Source organism: Amycolatopsis eburnea, from assembly GCF_003937945.1.
In the GTDB taxonomy this organism is placed as follows: domain Bacteria; phylum Actinomycetota; class Actinomycetes; order Mycobacteriales; family Pseudonocardiaceae; genus Amycolatopsis; species Amycolatopsis eburnea.
Window position 1 is genome coordinate 41,676 of record NZ_RSEC01000062.1, and the last position, 20,424, is coordinate 62,099.

At 72.4% G+C, this 20,424-nt stretch carries 20 protein-coding genes; 12 read left to right on the forward strand and 8 right to left on the reverse strand.

The window, feature by feature from the left end:
• Nucleotides 1-94 precede the first annotated feature (94 nt).
• Both EIY87_RS42370 and EIY87_RS42375 read right to left on the reverse strand, forming a co-directional pair.
• Nucleotides 95-1,087, reverse strand: coding sequence for a hypothetical protein (locus EIY87_RS42370; RefSeq protein WP_125315642.1), 993 nt, complete (start codon nucleotides 1,085-1,087; stop codon nucleotides 95-97).
• Between the two features lie 61 nt (nucleotides 1,088-1,148).
• Nucleotides 1,149-1,766, reverse strand: a complete 618-nt coding sequence (locus EIY87_RS42375; RefSeq protein ID WP_125315643.1) for a TetR/AcrR family transcriptional regulator — start codon at nucleotides 1,764-1,766, stop codon at nucleotides 1,149-1,151.
• 97 nt (nucleotides 1,767-1,863) lie between these two features.
• Between EIY87_RS42375 and EIY87_RS42380 the strand changes: the two genes are divergently transcribed.
• Entirely contained in the window at nucleotides 1,864-3,015 is a 1,152-nt protein-coding gene (locus EIY87_RS42380; protein WP_125315644.1) for an acyl-CoA dehydrogenase family protein, read from the forward strand.
• Nucleotides 3,016-3,026: 11 nt separating this feature from the next.
• Nucleotides 3,027-4,163: a CaiB/BaiF CoA transferase family protein gene (locus EIY87_RS42385; RefSeq protein ID WP_125315645.1), complete on the forward strand. Its 1,137-nt coding sequence runs from the start codon at nucleotides 3,027-3,029 to the stop codon at nucleotides 4,161-4,163.
• Here the strand turns inward: EIY87_RS42385 and EIY87_RS42390 are convergent.
• Together EIY87_RS42390 and EIY87_RS42395 are read right to left on the reverse strand one after the other, a co-directional pair.
• Nucleotides 4,160-4,690 (reverse strand): GNAT family N-acetyltransferase, encoded by a 531-nt coding sequence (locus tag EIY87_RS42390; RefSeq protein WP_125315646.1) that lies wholly within the window; start codon nucleotides 4,688-4,690, stop codon nucleotides 4,160-4,162. The two genes, EIY87_RS42385 and EIY87_RS42390, sit on opposite strands and share 4 nt — an antisense overlap.
• 86 nt (nucleotides 4,691-4,776) lie before the next feature.
• Nucleotides 4,777-5,550 (reverse strand): crotonase/enoyl-CoA hydratase family protein, encoded by a 774-nt coding sequence (locus tag EIY87_RS42395; RefSeq protein ID WP_125315647.1) that lies wholly within the window; start codon nucleotides 5,548-5,550, stop codon nucleotides 4,777-4,779.
• Nucleotides 5,551-5,652: 102 nt separating this feature from the next.
• On the opposite strand from EIY87_RS42395, the gene EIY87_RS48195 reads away from it, so the two are divergent.
• The 5 genes from EIY87_RS48195 (at nucleotide 5,653) to EIY87_RS42415 (ending at nucleotide 8,762) form a co-directional block, all read left to right on the forward strand.
• Nucleotides 5,653-5,820, forward strand: a complete 168-nt coding sequence (locus EIY87_RS48195; protein WP_166641399.1) for a hypothetical protein — start codon at nucleotides 5,653-5,655, stop codon at nucleotides 5,818-5,820.
• Nucleotides 5,821-6,180: 360 nt separating this feature from the next.
• Complete coding sequence (locus tag EIY87_RS42400; protein WP_125315648.1) at nucleotides 6,181-6,663, forward strand: helix-turn-helix transcriptional regulator; 483 nt, start codon at nucleotides 6,181-6,183, stop codon at nucleotides 6,661-6,663.
• Nucleotides 6,664-6,781: 118 nt separating this feature from the next.
• On the forward strand, nucleotides 6,782-7,696 hold the full coding sequence (locus EIY87_RS42405) for a lytic transglycosylase domain-containing protein (RefSeq protein WP_125315649.1): 915 nt from the start codon (nucleotides 6,782-6,784) through the stop codon (nucleotides 7,694-7,696).
• 315 nt (nucleotides 7,697-8,011) lie between these two features.
• A complete protein-coding gene (locus EIY87_RS42410; protein WP_191984473.1) occupies nucleotides 8,012-8,410 on the forward strand; it encodes a hypothetical protein in 399 nt (132 codons plus the stop codon).
• A gap of 10 nt (nucleotides 8,411-8,420) precedes the next feature.
• Nucleotides 8,421-8,762 (forward strand): DUF3817 domain-containing protein, encoded by a 342-nt coding sequence (locus tag EIY87_RS42415; RefSeq protein WP_125315650.1) that lies wholly within the window; start codon nucleotides 8,421-8,423, stop codon nucleotides 8,760-8,762.
• On the opposite strand, the gene EIY87_RS42420 is transcribed toward EIY87_RS42415, so the two are convergent.
• Nucleotides 8,740-10,164 (reverse strand): MFS transporter, encoded by a 1,425-nt coding sequence (locus EIY87_RS42420; protein WP_125315651.1) that lies wholly within the window; start codon nucleotides 10,162-10,164, stop codon nucleotides 8,740-8,742. The two genes, EIY87_RS42415 and EIY87_RS42420, sit on opposite strands and share 23 nt — an antisense overlap.
• A gap of 135 nt (nucleotides 10,165-10,299) precedes the next feature.
• On the opposite strand from EIY87_RS42420, the gene EIY87_RS42425 reads away from it, so the two are divergent.
• Nucleotides 10,300-10,866, forward strand: a complete 567-nt coding sequence (locus tag EIY87_RS42425; RefSeq protein ID WP_125315652.1) for a TetR/AcrR family transcriptional regulator — start codon at nucleotides 10,300-10,302, stop codon at nucleotides 10,864-10,866.
• A 21-nt stretch (nucleotides 10,867-10,887) separates the two neighbouring features.
• Here EIY87_RS42425 and EIY87_RS42430 read toward each other — a convergent pair whose 3' ends face one another.
• Nucleotides 10,888-12,477 (reverse strand): solute symporter family protein, encoded by a 1,590-nt coding sequence (locus EIY87_RS42430; protein WP_125315653.1) that lies wholly within the window; start codon nucleotides 12,475-12,477, stop codon nucleotides 10,888-10,890.
• On the reverse strand, nucleotides 12,474-12,911 hold the full coding sequence (locus EIY87_RS42435) for a DUF485 domain-containing protein (protein WP_125315654.1): 438 nt from the start codon (nucleotides 12,909-12,911) through the stop codon (nucleotides 12,474-12,476). Before EIY87_RS42435 ends, EIY87_RS42430 begins: the two co-directional genes overlap by 4 nt.
• Before the next feature lie 1,000 nt (nucleotides 12,912-13,911).
• On the opposite strand from EIY87_RS42435, the gene EIY87_RS42440 reads away from it, so the two are divergent.
• From EIY87_RS42440 to EIY87_RS42455, 4 genes are read left to right on the forward strand one after another with little or no spacing between them, the layout of a single operon-like run.
• Nucleotides 13,912-18,003 carry a sensor histidine kinase gene (locus EIY87_RS42440; protein ID WP_125315907.1) on the forward strand — a complete coding sequence of 1,364 codons (4,092 nt, stop codon included), beginning with the start codon at nucleotides 13,912-13,914 and terminating at the stop codon, nucleotides 18,001-18,003.
• Nucleotides 18,000-18,452, forward strand: coding sequence for a roadblock/LC7 domain-containing protein (locus EIY87_RS42445; protein WP_086861520.1), 453 nt, complete (start codon nucleotides 18,000-18,002; stop codon nucleotides 18,450-18,452). The genes EIY87_RS42440 and EIY87_RS42445 overlap by 4 nt, the downstream gene beginning before the upstream one ends.
• 7 nt (nucleotides 18,453-18,459) lie before the next feature.
• On the forward strand, nucleotides 18,460-19,176 hold the full coding sequence (locus tag EIY87_RS48780) for a DUF742 domain-containing protein (RefSeq protein WP_225440390.1): 717 nt from the start codon (nucleotides 18,460-18,462) through the stop codon (nucleotides 19,174-19,176).
• A gap of 28 nt (nucleotides 19,177-19,204) precedes the next feature.
• Nucleotides 19,205-19,768, forward strand: a complete 564-nt coding sequence (locus EIY87_RS42455) for a GTP-binding protein (RefSeq protein WP_086861521.1) — start codon at nucleotides 19,205-19,207, stop codon at nucleotides 19,766-19,768.
• Between the two features lie 39 nt (nucleotides 19,769-19,807).
• On the opposite strand, the gene EIY87_RS42460 is transcribed toward EIY87_RS42455, so the two are convergent.
• Nucleotides 19,808-20,368 carry a dihydrofolate reductase family protein gene (locus tag EIY87_RS42460; RefSeq protein WP_125315655.1) on the reverse strand — a complete coding sequence of 187 codons (561 nt, stop codon included), beginning with the start codon at nucleotides 20,366-20,368 and terminating at the stop codon, nucleotides 19,808-19,810.
• Nucleotides 20,369-20,424 lie beyond the last annotated feature (56 nt).

Below are 20,424 nucleotides of genomic sequence, written 5' to 3' on the forward strand. Positions count from 1 at the left end.
CGGCGTCCGGAGTCCGCGCGACGCCGCGCAGGGGTTACCGACGAGTACACCATACCGTCGGTACGTCAGATGTCCAGTCTGATGTGAATATCTTTCACGTATTGGGCGGGTTCAGCGGCGGGAGCTGGTAGGTCGGCTCGGTCGGCTCCTGCTTCGGCGGCGGGTGGGCCTGGGTCGCCCCGCCGTAGGGGTCGTCGAGCCGCGCCGACAGCGTGCCGGGCGCCTCCTCGTCGGCGGCGGGCTGGGCCGGGAACGGCTGCGACGGCGGCCCGCCGCGGCCCGGACCGCCCGCGGGCTGCGCGGGGAAGGGCTGGGACGGCGGCGTGCCGTACCCGGGCTGCGCGGGGAACGGCTGCGAGGGCGGCCCGCCGTAGGGACCGGGGAAGGCCGGGGCGCCGCCGTACCCGTACTGCTGCTGCGGCGGCACCGGGTAGGGCCGCGACTGCTGCTGGTACGGCCCCGGCGGTCCGGCCGGCCCGGCCGGTGCGGGCGCGGGTGCCGCCGCCCGCCGCCCGGCCAGTGCGGCGAACACCAGTGCCACCACCGCCACCGCGCCGCCGCCGAGCAGCAGCCAGAAACCGGTCCCGGTCGCGTAGTGGGACTGGACCGAGCCCTCGCCGGACTCGTAGCTCAACGTCGCCGAGACGTCCATGCCCAGCATCCACACCGCCGCGGCCACGCCCGCGCCGCCGGCGATCAGCGCCGTCCGGGCGCCGTCGCGGACGCCCGGGCCCGCGGAGCGGCGCCGTCCCGCGAACGCCATGCCCGCCCCGGCCAGCAGCACCACCGCGCCGGCGGTGAGCGGGATCCCGTAGCGCGCGACGTGGGTGTTCTCGTAGAACTTCTTCGCTTCCTCGCCGGGTTCGACGGAGAACGACCGCGTCCAGGCGCTGATCGTCTGGCTGCTTTCGCTCTTGCCGTCGACGACCTGCTCGAACGACGTCTGCGGCAGGAACGACCCGGCCACGACGAGGGCCGCGGCGACGGCGCCGAACATCCCGGCGAGCAGCCGGCGGAACCCGCCGGGATCGGCGGCCGGCCGCGCGGGCGGCGGGCCGTAGGGATACGGGTGCGGAGCGGCGGTCATGGTGACTCCCCTCTGTCCGGGGGATTGGACCACGATTCGGCGGCCGCGGATAAGGGGTTGGTCAGCTCGGAGCAGTGGCGGCGTCCTGGTAGAGCAGGACGGCGATGCGCTTCCACTCCTCGAGGAGCTGCCGCCGCCGGTCCGGGTCGCCACCGAGCTCGGCGTCCAGCGCGAGCCCGCGGGTGAGGTTGACGGTGAGCCAGAACAGCATCTCGGCCCGCTCGGGCGGGAGCTCGCCGGCGACCTGCGTGACGTGCTCCAGCGTGGCGCGGCCGAGCGCGCGGTCGACCGGCCGGATGGCCGCGCGCAGCTCGGGGTCGGTGCGGGCGGCGACCCACAGCTCGGTGACGGCGGTCGAGAGCGTGCCCGAGTAGCCGGTCCACAGCAGGTCGATCGCGGCGGCGACCCCGGTGCCGCCGCCGGGCAGCTCGTCCAGCGAAGCCGCGAGCCGGCGGCGCAGCTTGGTCGTCAGGTGCTCGACCGCGGCGGCCATCAGCTCGGCCTTCGCCGTGAAGTGGTGCTGCACCGCGCCCTTCGAGACGCCCGCCCGGGCGCAGATCTCCTGGACCGACGTCCGCGCGTAGCCGAGGTCCACCAGGCAGTCGATGGTGGCGTCGAGCAGCGCCGTGCGGGTCTGCTCGCGCCGCTGCGCCTGGGTCCGGTGCGCCGTCGAGGTCACTTCGGCCTCCCTGCTTTACCTACAGGCCGGTACGGATGTACATTCCGCAGAGAACTTACATGCTGATCGTCATGTTTTCCAGCAGGAGGGTGTCCCCGTGCCGCTGCAACTGCCGAAGAGCTCGTGGAGCACGACCGAGCTCGAAGACCTCCGCGAACTCTCGCGGTCGTTCATGCAGAAGGAGCTCGTGCCGCACCAGGAGCGCTGGGCGGCCGAGAAGAAGGTCGACCGCGAGCTGTGGAACAAGGCGGGCGAGGTCGGGCTGCTCTGCCTGTCGATCCCCGAGGAGTACGGCGGGGGTGGCGGCACCTTCGCGCACGAGGCCGTCCTCTACGAGGAGCAGGCCCGCGCCGGGGACAGCGCGTGGGGCGTCACCGTCCACAATGGAATCGTCGCGCACTACCTGAGCGCCTACGCTTCCGAAGAGAAGAAGCGCGAGTGGCTGCCGAAGATGGCCACCGGCGAGATGGTCGGCGCGATCGCGATGACCGAACCCGGCACCGGCTCGGACCTGCAGGGCATCAAGACCCGCGCGGTGCGCGACGGCGACCACTACGTCATCAACGGCGCCAAGACGTTCATCACCAACGGTTTCCACGCCGACCTCGTCGTCGTCGCGGTCAAGACCGACCCGGACGCGGGCGCGCAGGGCGTCTCGCTGATCGTGGTCGAGACCGACACGCCGGGCTTCCGCCGCGGCCGCGTCCTCGACAAGGTCGGGCTCAAGGGACAGGACACCGCCGAGCTGTTCTTCGACGACGTCCGCGTGCCCGCCGCCAACCTCCTCGGCGACGCCGAAGGCCAGGGCTTCTTCCAGCTGATGCTGCAGCTGCCGCAGGAACGGCTGATCATCGCCGTCACCGCGGTGGCCGGGCTGGAGGCCGCGGTCGACCTGACCCTGGAGTACACCAAGGAGCGCACGGCGTTCGGCCGGCCGCTCTTCGGCTTCCAGAACACGAAGTTCACCCTCGCCGAGGCCGCCACCGAAGCCGCCGTCTCGCGCGCGTTCCTCGACCAGTGCATCGAACGCCACCTGCGCGGTGAACTGGACGTCCAGGGCGCGGCGATGGCGAAGCTCTGGACCACCGAGCGGGTCAACAAGGTCATCGACGACTGCGTGCAGCTCTTCGGCGGCTACGGCTACATGACCGAGTACCCGATCGCGCGCGCGTGGGCCGACGTCCGGATCTCCCGGATCTTCGGCGGCACCAGCGAGATCATGAAGGAAATCATCTCCCGCTCGCTGTGAAAGGACCCGACATGAAGGCAGGTCCGCTCAGCGGCCTGAAGGTGGTGGAGCTCGCGGGTCTCGCGCCCGGGCCCTTCGCCGCGATGATCCTCTCCGACCTCGGCGCCGACGTCGTGCGCGTCGACCGCGCGAAGCCGGGGGAGGACGTGCTCGGCATCGCGACCGACCCGCTCGCCCGCGGCCGCCGGTCCGTCGGCATCAACACCAAGACCCCCGAGGGCGTCGAACTGGTGCTGAAGCTGTGCGACACCGCCGACGTCCTCATCGAGCCGTTCCGCCCCGGCGTCGCCGAGCGGATCGGGCTCGGCCCGGAAGCCGTGCACGCCCGCAACCCGCGGCTGGTCTACGGCCGGATGACCGGCTGGGGCCAGGACGGGCCGCTCGCTCCGGCGGCCGGGCACGACATCAACTACATCGGCATCTCCGGCGCGCTCGAACCCATCGGGCGCGCGGGGGAGCGACCGGTGCCGCCGCTCAACCTCGTCGGCGACTTCGGTGGCGGCGGCCTGCTGCTCGCGATGGGCATCCTGGCCGCGCTGTACGAACGGAACACCTCCGGCAAGGGGCAGGTCGTCGACGCCTCGATGGTCGACGGCGCCGCGCTGCTCACCACGAGCCTGCACGGCATGGCCGCGGCCGGGCTGTGGGGCGGCGGCCGCGGGGACAACATGCTCGACGGCGGCGCGCCCTTCTACGACACCTACGAGACCGCGGACGGCAAGTACGTCGCCGTCGGCGCGATCGAGATGCGGTTCTGGGGCGACCTGGTCAAGGTCCTTGAACTGGACCAGGAGTCGCTGCCGCTGCACGTCGACAAGACGCAGTGGCCGAAGCTGCGCGAGATCCTCGCGACGACGATCGGCAAGCACACGCGCGACGAACTCGTCGCGCGTGCCGAGGGCACCGACGCGTGCCTGACGCCGGTCCTGGCGCCGGGCGAGGCGGCGGCGCACCCGCACAACGCGGCGCGCGGGACGTTCGTCGAGATCGGCGGCATGGTGCAGCCGGCCCCGGCGCCGCGCTTCGACCGGACGCCGCCGGAAACCCCGGAAGCACCGCGCGCCAAGGGATCCGACACCGAAGCCGTGCTGGCGGAACTGGGCGTCACGGACCTCGACGCGCTGCGTGCGGCGGGTGCGATCGCCTAGGTCCGAGCCAGGTCGGAGCGCACGACCGAGTAGATGACGTGGTCGCGCCACTCGCCGTCGCGGAAGCCGTAGCCGCGAAGCACGCCTTCGCGGGTGAAGCCGGCTTTCTCGAGCGAGCGCTGTTCGGCGCGGTTGCCGACCTCGGTCGTCGCTTCGACGCGGTTCAGCTGCGTGTGCGCGAAGAGGTATTCGGCGAGCAGCCGCTGGGCCTCGGTGCCGTGGCCGTGGCCGCGGGCTTCGGGCGCCAGCACCAGGCCGACGTTCCAGCAGTACGACGTCGGCCCGGTGCGGGTGCGGTGCCACGAAACGAGGCCGAGCACGCGGCCGCCGAGCACGGGCACGAGCATGCCGCTCTCGGCGGTGAGCATCCCGGTTTCGTGCCACCGGCGGCGCAGGTAGCCGGGGTCGTGCCAGCCGAACCACTGGTGTTCGCCCGCGGCGACGGGGTCGTTCGTCAGCCGGTCGAGCAGCTCGAGGTCGGCCTCGGCGACGGGCCGGAGCTCGACTCTGGAGACGTCGTCGTCCATCCGGCGACCTTATCGGCCGCTTGACCGGAACCGGGACCCCTACGCGGGATCCAGCCTCTCAGGTGATGCGTGGCAGCGGAGCGTGGTCAGCCGAAGCTGCCGTGGCGGCCTTCGCCGCCCGCGAACCGGGCCGCGCCTTCGACCGCTTCGGCCGCCAGCACCCCGGCGCCCATCGCGGCCCGGAACTCCGCCGTGAGAGCGTCCTCTTCGGACTGTCCCCACTGCGCCAGCGCCGACAGCCGGTCGCCGCGCAGGCACGCCTGCGGGAACGCCGCGAGCTGCCGGGCCAGCTCCTGCGCCGCCGGAACCGCTTCGCCCGCCGGGACCAGGCGGTTGGCCAAGCCGATCGAGAACGCTTCCTCCGCGTCCACGGGCCGTCCGGTGAGGATCAGGTCCATCGCCCGCGACTGGCCGATCAGGCGCGGCAGGCGCACCGTCCCGCCGTCGATCAGCGGGACGCCCCAGCGGCGGCAGTACACGCCGAACACCGCCGTCGCGTCCGCGACCCGCAGGTCGCACCACAGCGCCAGCTCCAGCCCGCCCGCGACGGCCGGCCCGTGCACCGCCGCGATCACCGGCTTGCCGAGCGCCATCCGGGTGGGGCCCATCGGGCCGTCCCCGTCCGGGTGAGTCCGGTTCACCCGCTCGGTGCCGATCGCCTTGAGGTCGGCACCCGCGCAGAACGCGCCGCCGGCGCCGGTCAGCACCGCGACGGCGGCGTCCGGGTCGGCGTCGAACGCGCGGAAGGCGTCGGCCAGCTCGGCCGCGGTGGGCCCGTCGACGGCGTTGCGGGCGGCCGGGCGGTCGAGGGTGATCGTGGTGACGGGACCGTCCTGCTCGACCAGCACGTTCCGGGGCATCGGCGCTCCTCGCGGTTGACCGGCGTGTCTTCCGGGCACGCCTTCCCTAGAGTAAGGGGGTGGCCACTCCCGGGACGGGGACGGCGAGCCGGGAGGAAGCGCATGTCGGGTGGGATGAAGAAGGTCCTGATCGTCGGAGTCGTCGCGATCGTCCTGTTCTTCCTGATCACCCAGCCGACGCAGTCCGCCGACTTCGTCCACCGCGTGCTCGGCTGGCTCAAGGACGGCGCCGAAGCGATCGTCACGTTCTTCCGGACGCTCTTCTCCTGATCTTCGCGAACCGCCCACCGGCACCGCATCGGGCGGCGCCGGTGGCTACCCTGCGTGTTAGCGGACGGTAAATCACCCAGCGTCACCAATCCCGGAATTCGGACCCCAGCACTCGACCATCCGGGTGGATTGCGGCGGAAAACGCGCAGGTCGGCGAATTCGTGGCAGCCGGGGTCTGGCGAAGGGGACCACCCCGGCCCTACGGTGCTCACATTGCGTGATCGGGTGGTTCGCCCTCCCCCCGGAGAACCCCGGTACGCAGGCAGTTTCCACTCAGCAAGGTGCAGGTTGGTGCGTGCGGCACCACCGCGTGGGACAGGCGTCAGGGCCTGTCCGTCGGGGACCTACAAGGAGGCAGGGATGACCGGAGATCCCGGAGTGGACGCGCTGATCCGGCAATGGGCCGCCGAGCGCGAGCAGACCCCCGAAGAGCAGGAGGTCGACCGCATCGCGAACGCGTGGCTGGCCGACGCGCCGCCGCAGGCCCCGGGCATCCCCGGCCAGCGGGCCCGGACCGGGCAGTCGCGGTTCGTCCCCGTCGAGTCGGCCGACCCCGGCTACCTGGCCGCGATGCGCAGCCGCCTGCCGGACGTGCCCGAAGAGCTCCTCACCGCCGCCGCGGGCTGGTGGCAGATGGTCGGCGGCGTCGCCGAGGCCGAGGAGTGGTGGAACGCCGGCATCAGCCCGCTCGACCAGCGGGCCCTCGACTACCGGGCGGCCGGGCTCGCGCCGTCCGACCTGAGCCGCCGGCTCGGGCCGATGACCGTCCTGCAGCACCTCCGCCGCGGCAGCGCCCCGGCCTGGTGCGTCGCGCGCCTCGCGCGGCAGCAGAAGTCCGCCTGACGCGTTTCACGCGGCCGGGTGAACCGGCGTGGTGAGAGGATTTCGGCGACCCGCGTAACGCTAACCTGCGCGGGCTCGTTGACACTTCGTCGACACCACGCTGGAGAACCGGAGTTACGTGCGCACCAGGACCGGAAAGAACGAGGACGACCCGATCGACGCGAGCGTCGAAGCAGCCGCCCCCGCCGCACCGGCACCGGCGCCGCGCTCCGGGAGCGTCGCGGTGCTCACCCGGCTGATCGTGGTCCTCGCCGTGCTGGCCGTGGCCGGCGGCGGCATCTGGCTCGTCACCCGCGCGGCGACGCCCGAGGCGAGCCCGCTCACCACCGAAATCCCCGCTCTGCAGGTCAAGGCCGCCGACGTCCGCCCGGGGTCGGTCGCCCCGGCCGGCGGCGCCGTGGCGGGCGGTGCCGAGCAGCAGACGTCTCCCCAGCAGGCCCGCAGCACCGGCCCGGCGACGCTGTCGCAGTGGGCGAGCCAGGTCGCGGCGGTCACGAACGTCCCCGCCCGGGCCCTGCAGGCCTACGGCAACGCCGAGCTGGCGATGCGCGCGGACCAGCCGAAGTGCAAGATCTCGTGGGCGACGCTCGCCGGCATCGGCCGCATCGAGTCGAACCACGGCCAGTACGCGGGCGCGGTCCTGGGCGCCGACGGCCGCCCGTCCAAGCCGATCATCGGCGTCCCCCTCGACGGCTCGGCCGGCGTCCAGGCCATCGGCGACACCGACGGCGGCCGCTACGACGGCGACGCGGGCGTCGACCGCGCGGTCGGCCCGATGCAGTTCATCCCGAGCACCTGGCGAAAGTGGGCCTCGGACGGCAACGGCGACGGCCTCGGCGACCCCCAGCAGATCGACGACGCGGCCCTGGCGGCGGCCCGCTACCTGTGCGCGGGCGGCCGCGACATGGCGAGCCCGGGCGGCTGGTGGGCCGGGATCCTGTCGTACAACAACTCGACGGAGTACGCGCAGAAGGTGTTCGGGTTGGCGGACGGCTACGCGAAGGCCGCCCAGTCGGTCCGAAAGCAGGGCTGACCCGGCGGCCCGAAACGCCATGAAAGGGTCGTTCACCTCGTCAGACGACATGAACGACCCTTTCATGACATCGCCGCGACGCCGGGCAGACCACGCGGCCAGGCGACTCTGCCGTCGAGCGAGCCGCCGGGACTTTGCCGGGACCCTGTCGTCCGGCGCCAGGAAAGAGTCGTTCATGACGTCCCCCGGGTGCGCGAAGGTCAAGTCCGTCAGGGCCAACGGGCGGTAAAGCGCGGCCGACCTGGGCTGAGAGCGGCGCCACCCGGTACGCGGTCGGCCGTCGCCGCTCAGCCGCCCAGTGCTAGCGTCGATGCCGTGCCAGATCCCCAGCCGCCTGCCGCGTCCCCCTGGGGCCGCCGGATCGCGATCGCCGCGACGTGCCTGGTGAGCCTGCTCGTCTGCTGCGGGCTCGCCTGGTGGCAGTGGGACCGCTTCACCTCGGCGAACGGCACCTTCCAGAACCTCGGCTACGTCCTGCAGTGGCCGCTGTTCGGGCTCTTCCCGGCCTTCATGTTCTGGCGGATCCGCAAGCTCCGCCTGAAGGCCGAAGCCGACGGCACCGCGGACGAGAAGCCCGCCGAAAAGCCCGTCGCCGAGGTGCCCGCCCCCCGTCCCCGTCCCGACGTACCACGCTCGGACGAGGACGAGGAGCTGGCCGCGTACAACCGTTACCTGCGCGAGCTGAACGCCCGCGACCAGCAGGCCGCAGAGTGAGGACGACCCGATGACCACCAGCACCGAAGGCGCCCGGACCGCGGTGCCGCTCGCCGGCCCCCTGCTCCGCTTCCGGACCGCCGCCTACGTCACCGGCGTCGGGCTGCTCGGCCTGTGCTTCGTGATGGTGCTGCGCTACGGCTTCGACAACCCGACGCCGTCCGCGGTGTACTCGCCGATCCACGGCGTCCTCTACATGATCTACCTGGTGCTGACCATCGACCTGGCGATCAAGGCCCGCTGGTCGATCAAGGGCACCGTGCTCGTGCTGCTGGCCGGCTGCGTCCCGTTCGTCTCGTTCCTCGTCGAGCGCCGGGTGACGCACAAGGTCAAGGCCGGGCAGAAGCTGTAACCCGGCGGAACGTCAGCGCCACCAGGAACGAACCGGCCGCGAACACCGCGGCCGTCCCGAACGCGGCGGTCATCCCGTCGACCGTGAGCTGGGCGCCCGTCGACGTCGTGGTGCGGGTCACCGAGCCGAACACCGTGATCAGCACGGCCAGCCCCAGCGTGCTGCCGACCTGCTGCATTGTCTGCAGCACGCCGCCCGCGGCGCCCGCGTCCTCGGTGGGCACCGTGGCCATCACGATCACGTTGAGCGGCGCGAACGCCAGCCCGCCGCCGAGTCCCATGAGCAGCAGCGGACCCAGCAGCGCCGGGAAGTACGCGCTGCTCGTGGTGAGCGTGGCGAGCCAAGCCACTCCCGCGACCATCAGCAGCGAGCCCGTGAGCGCCAGCGGCTTCGGCCCGTAGCGGGGGAGCAGCCGCGGCACGAGCCGGCTCATGGTGAAGATCAGCGCCGCCATCGGCAGGAAGGCGAACCCGGTGGCCAGCACCGCGTAGTGCCGGATGTCCTGCATGAACTGGGTGAGGAAGAAGAACATCGACATCATCGCCATCGGGCCGAGGAAGAAGTTGACGTAGGCCGCGCTGCGGTTGCGGTCGGCGAACAGGCGCAGCGGGACCAGCGGCAACGCGGTCCGGGCTTCGATCACGACGAACGCCGTCAGCAGCGCCAGGCCGCCGGCGAGCGACCCGAGGGTCACCGGGCTCGCCCAGCCGTCGGACGCGGCGTGGGTGAAGGCGAACACGAGCGCGCCGACGCCGAAGGTGCCGGTGATCGCGCCGGGCAGGTCGAGGTGCGCCCGCCGGCGCGGCGGCTCGGGGACGAACCGCGGGGCGAGCAGCACGATCGCCAGCCCGAACGGCACGTTGATGAACAGCGCGGCGCGCCACGAGATCCACTCGGTGAGCAGGCCGCCGACGATCAGGCCGATCGCGAAGCCGCCGCTGGACATCGCGGAGAACAGCGCGAGCGCCCGGACGCGGGCCTTGGCCTCGGTGAACGTCGTGGTGACCAGTGCCAGGGTGCTCGGGCCCGCCATCGCGGCACCGACGCCCTGCAGGACGCGGGCGGCGATGAGCAGCGCGGCCGAGTCGGCGAGGCCGCCGGCCAGCGAGGCGAGGGTGAACAGGGCGGTGCCCGCGACGAACATCCGGCGCCTGCCGAACAGGTCGCCCGCCCGGCCGCCGAGCAGCAGGAGCCCGCCGAAGACGAGGCTGTAGGCGGTCATCACCCAGGACAGGCCGGTGGGGGAGAACCCCAGGTCGGCCTGGATGCGCGGGAGCGCGACGTTCATCACGGTCGCGTCGAGGATGAGCATGAGCTGGCAGGTCAGGATGATCGCCAGGACGAACCCGCTGCGGCGTGGCGTGGCCGCCACGGGCGCGGGGTGGAGCGTTTGCTGCGACAAGGGATACTCCCCCAAGGAGCACGAAGGTAAGTGGAGAGCTTCTCCACTTGGACACGACGCGATAATATGGAGAGCGTCTCCGGATGCGCAAGTGAATTCGGAGAATCTCTCCGGTTATGTGGTGAGGAGGCCGGGATGCCGGGCGGGGACACGGCGCGTCCGATGCGGGCGGACGCGCGGCGCAACTACGAGCGCATCGTCGCGACGGCGAAGGACCTCTTCACCGCGCAGGGGCCCGACGTGCCGCTGGACGACGTCGCCAAGAAGGCGGGAGTCGGGGCCGGGACGCTCTACCGGCACTTCCCGACCCGGGAGAAGCTGTTCGAAGCCGTCTACCGCGACGAGATCGAGGTGCTGGCCGACCGCGCGTTCGCGCTGCACGACGAGCTGCCGCCGTGGGAGGCGCTGGAGGCGTGGCTGACCGCGCAGGTCACCTGGGTGGTCGAGCGGCACAAGCTGGCGGCGTTCCTCAAGGAGTCGATCGACTCCGGCTCGGAGACGTTCCAGTACTGCCAGAAGCGGCTGCGCGAGGCGACCGGCGTGCTGGTCGACGCGGCCCGGGACGCGGGGCTGGTCCGCCCGGACATCGAGGGCGTCGACGTGCTCCGGCTGGGGCACGGCGCGGGGATGGCCGTGCGCAACTGCAGTCCGGAGGACGGCAGGCGGGTGCTGGCCGTGATCCTGGACGGCCTGCGCGCGTGACGCGGGCCGTCCAGGCGGGGGTCAGCTGCCGATCCCGGTGAGGGACCGGACCTCCATCTCGGCCTGCTTGGCTTCGTCCGCCTTCGGCTTGCCGACCAGCGTGCCGACGAACCCGCACAGGAACGAGAACGGGATCGAGACCAGGCCCGGGTTCTTCAGCGGGAACCAGGCGAAGTCGATGCTCTTGAAGATCGAGTCCGGCGAGCCGGACACGACCGGTGAGAAGAGCACGAGCAGCAGGCACGCGATCAGGCCGCCGTAGATGCCCCACAGCGTGCCGGTCGTGTTGAACCGCTTCCAGAACAAGGAGTAGAGCAGCGTCGAGAGGTTCGCCGACGCCGCCACGGCGAACGCCAGTGCCACCAGGAACGCGATGTTCTGCCCGTTCGCCAGGACGCCGCCGATGATGGCCATCGCCCCGACGACGATCGCGGTCAGCCGCGCCACCCGGACCTCGTCGGCCGGCTCCGCCTTGCCCCGCTTGAAGATGTTCGCGTAGACGTCGTGGGCGAAGGAGGCCGACGCGGTGATCGTCAGGCCGGCCACGACCGCGAGGATCGTCGCGAACGCCACCGCGGCGATGATGCCCAGCAGCAGCGTGCCGCCGACGTGCAGGGCCAGCAGCGGCGCCGCCGAGTTCTCGCCGCCGGGCGCGGCCTTGATCTCGTCCGCGCCGACCAGCGCGGCCGCGCCGAATCCGATCACCAGCGTGCACAGGTAGAAGAGGAACATGCACGCCGTCGCCCAGACGACGCTTCGCCGCGCTTCGCGGGAGTTCGGCACGGTGTAGAAGCGCATCAGCACGTGCGGCAGCGCCGCCGCGCCGAGGACCAGCGCCAGTGCCAGCGACACGAAGTCCAGCTTGGTGGTGCCGTTCTTGCCGTACGAGCCGCCCGGCTCGAGGAGCTTGTCGCCGAGCGGGCTGTTCTCGGCCGCCGCGGAGAGCAGGTTCGAGAACGAGAAGCCGAACTTGCCGAACAGGAACACCGTGAGCAGCGCGCCGCACAGCAGCAGGATCGTCGCCTTGATGATCTGCACCCACGTGGTGCCCTTCATCCCGCCGACCAGCACGTACAGCACCATGACCACGCCGACGACGCCGATCACCAGCGCCTGGCCGAGCTTGGAGTGCACGTTGAGCAGCAGCGCCACCAGGCCGCCGGCGCCCGCCATCTGCGCGAGCATGTAGAAGAAGGAGATGACCAGCGTCGACGTCGCCGCCGCGGCGCGGACCGGGCGCTGCTGCATCCGGAAGCTGAGCACGTCGCCCATCGTGAAGCGGCCGGTGTTGCGCAGCAGCTCGGCGATCAGCAGCAGGTCGACCAGCCAGGCGACCAGGAAGCCGATGGAGTAGAGGAAGCCGTCGTAGCCGTGGATCGCGATGGCGCCGGCGATCCCGAGGAAGGACGCCGCCGACAGGAAGTCGCCGGACAGCGCGATGCCGTTCTGGCGGCCGGTGAAGGCGCTGCCCGCGGCGTAGTAGTCCGACGTCGAGGAGTTCCGGGTGCTGGCCCGGTAGACGACGTACAGCGTGATCGCCACGAAGAGGGCGAACACGACCGTGTTGACGAGCGGGTTGCTGGCGGGTGCCCCCGCGGCGAGGGCGGTCACCGGCGCGTCCCTTCCGGCGCGCCCGCGGTGGCGCGCAGTTCGGCCACGCGCGGGTCGACCTGGCGGCGCGCGTAGCGGAGGTAGAGCCAGGTGACCAGCGCGGTGCTGGCGAACTGGCCGATGCCGAGCACGATGCCGACGTTGACCTGGCCGAACACCTTCCGGCTCATGAAGTCGTGCGCGTAGGCCGCCAGCAGCACGTACGTCATGTACCAGGCGAAGAAGGCGAAGCTCATCGGGAAGACGAACCCGCGGAACCGGCGGCGCAGCGCGGCGAACTCGGGACTGGCCTGGATCCCGGCGTAGTCGGGGCCGGTGGGGGCGGCGGTCCGCCGCTGCGGGGCGCCGGACGGGCGCTCCCCGGTGAAGAGGGCCGGCATCCGGCCGGTCTCCTCGAGGGCGTTGCCCGTCGCTGGTCGCGCGACGTCGTACATGGGTGCCTCCGGCAGAGAGCCTGGCGTGGCGGCGGGACCCGGTGCCCGCGGCGGGCGCCGGCCGCCCTTGCGGTCTGCGAGGCGAACATCGTAACTACGCCGTCCGGCGGAGTCCGAAGGCGGCCGGGCGGTTCGGGGCCCCGGAAGCCCTCGTATTCGCTTTCTCGTCGAAAGTGTCGAATACGCTTTTGGTGACAAGATCACGGGCAGATCACCCGTAATGATGAGAAAAATTGTGACGCGACGTTGTCGCGTTCGGCCTACGCTGCGGCGAACGAAGTAATCCTGCCGGACGCGGGTGACCGGCCGTCACCCGGGGTAGTCGCAGTACGGTTTCGTAGCGCCGAAGAGGGTCCACCGCGGGCGGCGTGGCGGCGAAGATCCACTGGTCGGCGCGGGTTCTCGAAAGAAATCACCAGGTCGGGGGACGGTCGCGCGCAACGCCACAAGATCGGGCACATCTTGAGACTTGACCCACCCGTTGGGGGTACTGAGTGTAGATCGTCCGAGGTATGCTGCTGCCCTGCTTGGGCTAATCGGGTGACGACCGGATGCCTGGGTGAGGGCTGCCCGGTAACCGGAATTCCCCCTTCGGGAGCGGGGCCGGCGCGGTTCTCGGCCGGAAATCCGCTTTTCGCAGGTCAGCGCCCGAGTGGACGACAAAATTGACCGGCCCGGCATCGGGGGTACGATTCTTTGGCCCAGCTGACCGCAGCGATCGATTGGCATCGATAAAGTTGATCTCGACCACCGTGCAGAACGCAACTTGCGCCGTGCACGTGCACAGTCCCTTGCACGGGACGTCGGGGCGGTGCCTGCCCGGAGACGGGCGCGCGGACGGCCGGGCTGCCGGGGGCGAGCGAGGGCGACGGCGAAGTGGCAGGGTGCGGGCGGCGCGGCCGTCCGGGCGCCCGCCGCGAGCCGGCACGCCGCGCCGCCGACGCGGATCCATGACGCCGGACAGGGAGTCACACACGTGACCGTTGCAGGAGAAGGTCAGGTGCCCGTGGGGGAGCTGCTCGGCCGAGCACCCCGGCGGTCGAAGGGGAAGGCGGCCTGGCACGCGCTCGCGCACTGGCGCGACTGGAGCCTCCCCGTCAAGCTCTCGGCCGTCACCGTCGTGCCCATCGTCCTCGCGCTGGTGCTCGGCATCACGACGATCGCGGCGCAGGTCGGCCGCTCGGACGAGTACCAGCGGCTCGACCGGCTCGTCGCGCTCGGCGGCCAGGTGCGCGCGCTCACCGGCGCCCTGCAGCAGGAGCGCACGGTCACCGCGGCGATGCTGACCGAGGGCACCGTCGGCGGCACCCCCGAGCTGGCGAAGGCCCGCCAGGCCACGGACGCGGCGGTCGAGCCGTTCACCGCGGCGCAGGCCCGCGCGGCCGCGATCGAGCCCGGTGTGGCCGGCGCCGCGGGCGCCGCCACCTCGCAGCTGGGCAACCTCGGGTTCCTGCGCCGCCAGGTCGACGGCGGCCAGCTCGACCCGGGCCAGGCCATCACCGCGTTCTCCGACCTCGCCAAGCCGCTGATCGCCCTCGACACCGCGGCCACCGCGGGTGCCGGCGACGGCACGCTCGGCGGTACCCCGGCCGGGCTGCACGAGCTGCTCGTCGCGGGCGAGCAGGTGTCGGTCAGCCAGGCACTGGTGGCCTTCGGCATCGCCCGCGCCGGGCTGTCGCCGAGCGAGCTCGCCACCCTCCGCGCCGCCGAGCTGCGGCTCGCCGACCGGCTGGTCGACTTCCGGTCCGCGGCGGGCGACTCGCTGCAGCGCGACTTCGCGGCCATCGCCGAAGGCTCGCAGGCGCAGAGCCGCGCGCGGATGGTCGAGTCGGTGCTGAACGCGCCGAGCGGCGCGGTCGACGACGCCTTCCGCACGCTGCCGGTCCAGGACTGGAACGCCGCGTCCGCCGCGATGCGCGCGCAGATCGGGCAGGTCGCCGACCGGCTCGGCGCGTCGGCGTCGGCGACGTCGCAGGAACTGGTCGACGACTCCAGCAGCGGCGCCGGCCTGCTCGCCGTGCTGCTGTTCGCCGCGATGGTGCTCGCCGTCGCGGTCGTCTTCCTCATCACCCGGCAGCTGCTGCGCTCGCTGAAGGTGCTGCGCCGCAGCGCCCTCGACGTCGCCGAGACCGCGCTGCCGGAGGCGGTCCGCAACATCCAGGAGGGCCGCGCGCAGGGCACCGACGTCCGCCCGGTGCCGGTGCAGACCGACGACGAGGTCGGCGAGGTGGCGCGCGCGTTCGACAAGGTGCACCACCAGGCGCTGCGGCTGGCGACCGAGCAGGCCGCGATGCGCACCGGCTACGGCAGCGTCTTCGTCAACCTCTCGCGGCGCAGCCAGAGCCTGGTCCAGCGGCAGCTGCAGCTGATCGAGCAGCTCGAGCGGGACGAGGAGGACGCCGACCAGCTGGCGACGCTGTTCCAGCTCGACCACCTCGCCACCCGGATGCGGCGCAACAACGAGAACCTCATGGTGCTCTCGGGCGCCGAGCCGGGCCGCCGGTCGGGGAAGCCGGTCGGCACCACCGACATGCTCCGCGCGGCGGTGTCGGAGATCGAGCAGTACCAGCGGGTCCAGGTCCAGCCGCCGCCCCCGGCGCGGATCGTCGGCTACGCGGCGAGCGACCTGATGCGCCTGGTCGCCGAGCTGCTCGACAACGCCACGGCGTTCTCCGCACCGGAGACGTCGGTGACGGTGGCGTCGCGGCTGGGCGAGGACGGCTCGCTCAACATCGACATCCTCGACAAGGGCATCGGCATGAACGAGGCCGAGGTCGCCGAGGCGAACACCCGGCTGACCGAGGCGGGCTCGGTCGACCTGGCCACCTCGCGCCGGATGGGCCTGTTCGTCGTCGGCCGCCTGGCCAGCAGGCACCGCATCGGCGTGTCGCTGCACGGCGGCAAGGACATCGTCGGCGTCCGCGCCACGGTCGTCGTCCCGGCCGACCTGGTGATGCCGGTGACCGACGGCCCGCTGACCGGCCCGATCGGCGCCCTCCAGCAGCACCCGGCCAGCCCCGCGGCGGGCAACCAGCTGCCGCGCCGCCAGGTCAACGGCACCTCCCGCCCGCGCCCGGTCGTCCCGCAGCAGCCGGCGATGGGGGAGGAGCGCTGGCCGTCCGCGAGCGACCTCGCCGGCCTGTCCGAGGCCCGCCCCCCGTCCGACCTGGAGATTTCGGGGACGGCGTTGTTCGCGCCCATCCCGAAGGACGACGACACCCCACCGCCGCCGCGCCCGACGCTCCCCGCGGTGCTGCCGGTGCCGGTGCAGCAGCCGAAACCGGACGAGCTGCCGGCGGGCAAGGACCTGTTCTCCGCCAACGAAACGACGCTGACCGACTGGTGGCAGCAGGCCACCGCGACGCCGCCCGCCCCGCCGGCTCCCGAGCCGGCACCGGACCGGTCCGAGACGACGCCGATCTTCGACGAGATGCTGTCGGCCTGGTTCCGCGAGGACAAGCCGGCCGCGCCCGCCCCCGCGGCTCCCTCGGCTTCGGAGGAACCGGCCGAGCCCGAGCAGGCGGAACCCGAGCCGCAGGAGCGCCGCAGCTGGGACTTCGCCAGCGACGAGAACTTCCGCACGGTCCAGGCCCGTTCCCAGGCGGCCCCGACGGCCTTCACGGAAGCGGGCCTCCCGCGCCGCCGCCGCGGCGAGCAGCTGATGCCGGGCAGCGCGGTCCCGCCTCCGGCGGCCCCCACCCCGGCCCCATCCCGCCCGGAACTCCCGGTCCGCGACCCGGCGGACGTGCGGGGCAGGCTGAGCAGCTTCCAGCAGGGCGTGACCAGGGGGCGACAGCAGGCCCGCCAGGCCAAGCCCCAGCAGGCGCCGGGCGTTCCGGCAACTGGCGCGGCGCAGCCGGGCTCGGCCTCGCAGCCGGGTGTGGTCCAGCAGCCTGGTGTGGTCCAGCAGTCGGGTTCGGCCTCGCAGCCGGGTGTGGTCCAGCAGCCTGGTGTGGTCCAGCAGTCGGGCTCGGCCTCGCAGCCGGGTGTGGTCCAGCAACCTGGTGCGGCCTCGCAGCCGGGTGCGGCCCAGCAGCAGGGTGCGGCCGGCCAGGCAGCGGGCACCCCGGCATCCCAGGCCGGTGCCCCGGCACCTGGAGCCCCGGCGTCCGGCGCCTTCGCGCCTGGCGCTCCGGCACTCGGCACTCCGGCGGCGGGCACTCCGGCCGCGGGCGCTTCAGCCGTACCCCAGCCGAGCGCGACCCACCCGGCACCCCAGCCGACCCCGGCCGCGCAGGCGACGGGTTCCCAGCCGGAGCCGACCGGCCAGCCTCCTGCCGGCGCCGTTCAGCAGCCGGCCGAGCCGCAGCAGAACCTCCTGCCGCAGCCCCGCCGCCAGCCCCCGGCGACTTCGAACGGTCACGCCCAGCCGGGCGCGCAGGCGAACGGTCTGGCCCAGCCGGGGCAGCCCGGTGCTCAGCCGAGCGGTCACGCCCAGCCGGGCGCGCAGCCGAACGGTCTCGCCCAGCCGAGCCAGAACGCCGCGCAGCCGAACGGTCTCGCGCAGCCGAGCCAGCCCGGCCCCCAGCCGAGCCAGCCCGGCTCCCAGCCGAGCCAGCCCGGCTCCCAGCCGAACGGTCTCGCCCAGCCAGGCCAACCCGGTGCCCAGCCGAACGGACTCCCGCAGCCCTCCCAGTCCACCGGCCTGTCCCGCCCCAACGGCCGCCCCTCCCAGGAGCCCGCGTCGATCTTCGACGAGGCCCCCGCCAACGGCCGTCCGAGCACCCCGCCGACGTCGCTGCCCCGCCGCGGCACCAAAGCCGAAACCCCAGCTCCGCGCGAGGAAACCTCCGCCGTCGAAGCCACCGCCGAGTGGAACTTCGGGACCGATGACGGCTGGCGGGCGGTGCAAGCGGTGTCCCAGTCGACACCCGCCACGTTCACTTCGGCAGGATTGCCCCGGCGCCGTCGCGGGGAGCAGCTGCTTCCGGGCAGCGCCGGACCGCCCACCGGGGCCACGGCCCCCCGACCACAACGGGACGCGCACGACGTGCGCGGCCGCCTGCGGAGCTTCCAGCAGGGCATCGAGCGTGGACGCCACCGCACCGCACAGGCGGCCGAGACCAACCACGAGACACTGGAGGGTGAATGAACTCGCCGAGTAGCGCCCAGCCGACGCAGAACCAGTTCGGCTGGCTGGTGAACGACTTCGCGGAGCGGGTGCCGGGGGTGGCCCACGCCGTGGTCGTCTCGGCGGACGGCTTGCTGCTGACCGCGTCGAACCGGCTCCCGCTCGACCGGGCCGACCAGCTCGCCGCGGTCGCATCGGGCCTGGTCAGCCTCACCCAGGGCGCCGCCCGCTGCTTCGAGGCCGGCGCGGTCAACGAGACCGTCGTCGAGATGGAACTCGGGATCATGGTGCTGATGTCGATCAGCGACGGGTCCTGCCTCGCCGTCCTCGCCGCCCCCAACTGCGACATCGGGCAGGTCGCCTACGAGATGACGATGCTCGTCGACCGGGTCGGTCAGATCCTCACCCCGGAGCTGCGCGCCCAGCTTCAGGGCTCCGGTGGGTCGCTGATCGGCGAACCGGTGGGATGATGGCGCGATGAGCACGGGGTCCGGATTCGACGGCGAACCACCCGAGGGGCAGCACCCCGCCGGGCGAGGGGACGACGGCACGTTCGCCGACGTCCTCAACGGGTTCACCCTGGATTCCGGCCGTGCCCGCCGGAAGCGCAAGAAGAGCAAGGAGTCCCCGCCACCCCCGGCCGCCGGTGCGCACGCGGCCGCGGAACCGCCGGCGCCCGCGCCGTCGGCCGACCAAGGAGATCGCGTGACCTCTTTAGTCTCTCCACCCGGCAGTACCGACGGGGACAGCCCGCGACCTGGGGGTTTGTTCGATCCCGGGCCGCCCAGCGGCGAGTTCGTGATGCCCGCGGTGTTCGAACAGCCGCCCGCGCCGGAGGAGCTGACGGCCATCGTCCGGCCCTACGCGCTGACCGGCGGCCGCACCCGGGCAAACTACGCCCTGGAGCTGGAGACACTGATCTCCGCGAAGGACTACGCTGCCACCGGTGGCTTCCCCGAAGTGGCCGCGGAGCAGATCGAGTGCATTTCGATCATGGAAGAGTGCCGGACCCCCCGTTCGGTCGCCGAGATCGTGTCGGCCTTGCGGGTGCCTCTGGGCGTGGCCCGGGTGCTGATCAGCGACGCGGCGGACGCGGGGCTGGTCACGGTGCACAAGACGATTACGGGCAATGACGGCGCCGAGGCACATCTGGTGTTGATGGAAAGGGTTTTGAGTGGACTCCGTCGGCTATAAGGCACCGCGGGACACCGCGCCCCCGACCATGACATCCGCCAAGATCGTGGTGGCTGGCGGTTTCGGTGCGGGGAAGACGACCTTCGTCGGGTCGGTGTCGGAGATCGTGCCGCTGACCACCGAGGCGATGATGACCGACGCCAGCGTCGGCGTCGACAACCTCGACCACACGCCGGGCAAGTCGACGACCACGGTGGCGATGGACTTCGGGCGCGTCTCCCTGGACGCGGACCTGATCCTCTACCTGTTCGGCACGCCCGGCCAGCAGCGGTTCTGGTTCATGTGGGACGACCTCGTCCGCGGCGCGATCGGCGCGGTGGTGCTGGCCGACACGCGCCGGCTGGCGGACTCGTTCGCCCCGATCGACTTCTTCGAGGACCGGGGACTGCCGTACATCGTCGGCGTCAACACGTTCGACGGCGTGCTGGAGCACGACATCAACGACGTCCGCGAGGCGCTGTCGATCGACCCGAACATCCCGATCGTCCGCTGCGACGCGCGGGACCGCGAGTCGACCAAGCAGACGCTCATCACGCTGGTCGAGTACGCCATGCGCCAGTGGATCGCGCTGCGGGCGGCGAACGCCCGCTGACGCCGCACGGGCCCGGGGAACGCCCCGGGCCCGGCGCTGTCACGCCCGGCGGTAGCGCAGCAGCACGACGCGGCCGTCGAAGGTGCGCGATTCGACCAGGTCGAGGCCGAGCCGCGCGGTGCCCTCGGCGAACGGGCGCTTGCCGCCGCCGAGGACGACCGGGTGCACGAACACCTGGTACTCGTCGATCAGGCCGCGCGCGGTCAGCGCGGCGGCCAGCTCCGCGCCGCCCATGAGCAGCACGTCGCCGCCCGGTTCCGCCTTCAACGACGCCACGGCCTCGTGGAGGTCGCCGCCGACGACGCGGGTGTGCCAGCCCGGCTTCTCCAGCGTCCGCGAGAACACGACCTTCGGCGTCTCCCGCCAGACGGGCGCGAAGGCGAGGTCGTGCGGGTCGTCCGAGATCGACTCGGCGGCCGGCCAGAACCCCGCCATCATGTCCCAGACCTTGCGGCCGTACGCGAACTCGCCGCACCGCGCGCTCAGCTCCCGCGAGTACCCGGACAGCTCGGGGCCCAGCACCGGCCAGTCGAACTCGCCGTTCGGGCCCTCGACGCAGCCGTCGAGCGATGTGTGGACCATGTGGACGATCTCGCGCATTTCCGCCTCCTGGTGCTTCGGGTCACCAGCAGGTCGGAGCCGCGCCGGCGGACCGG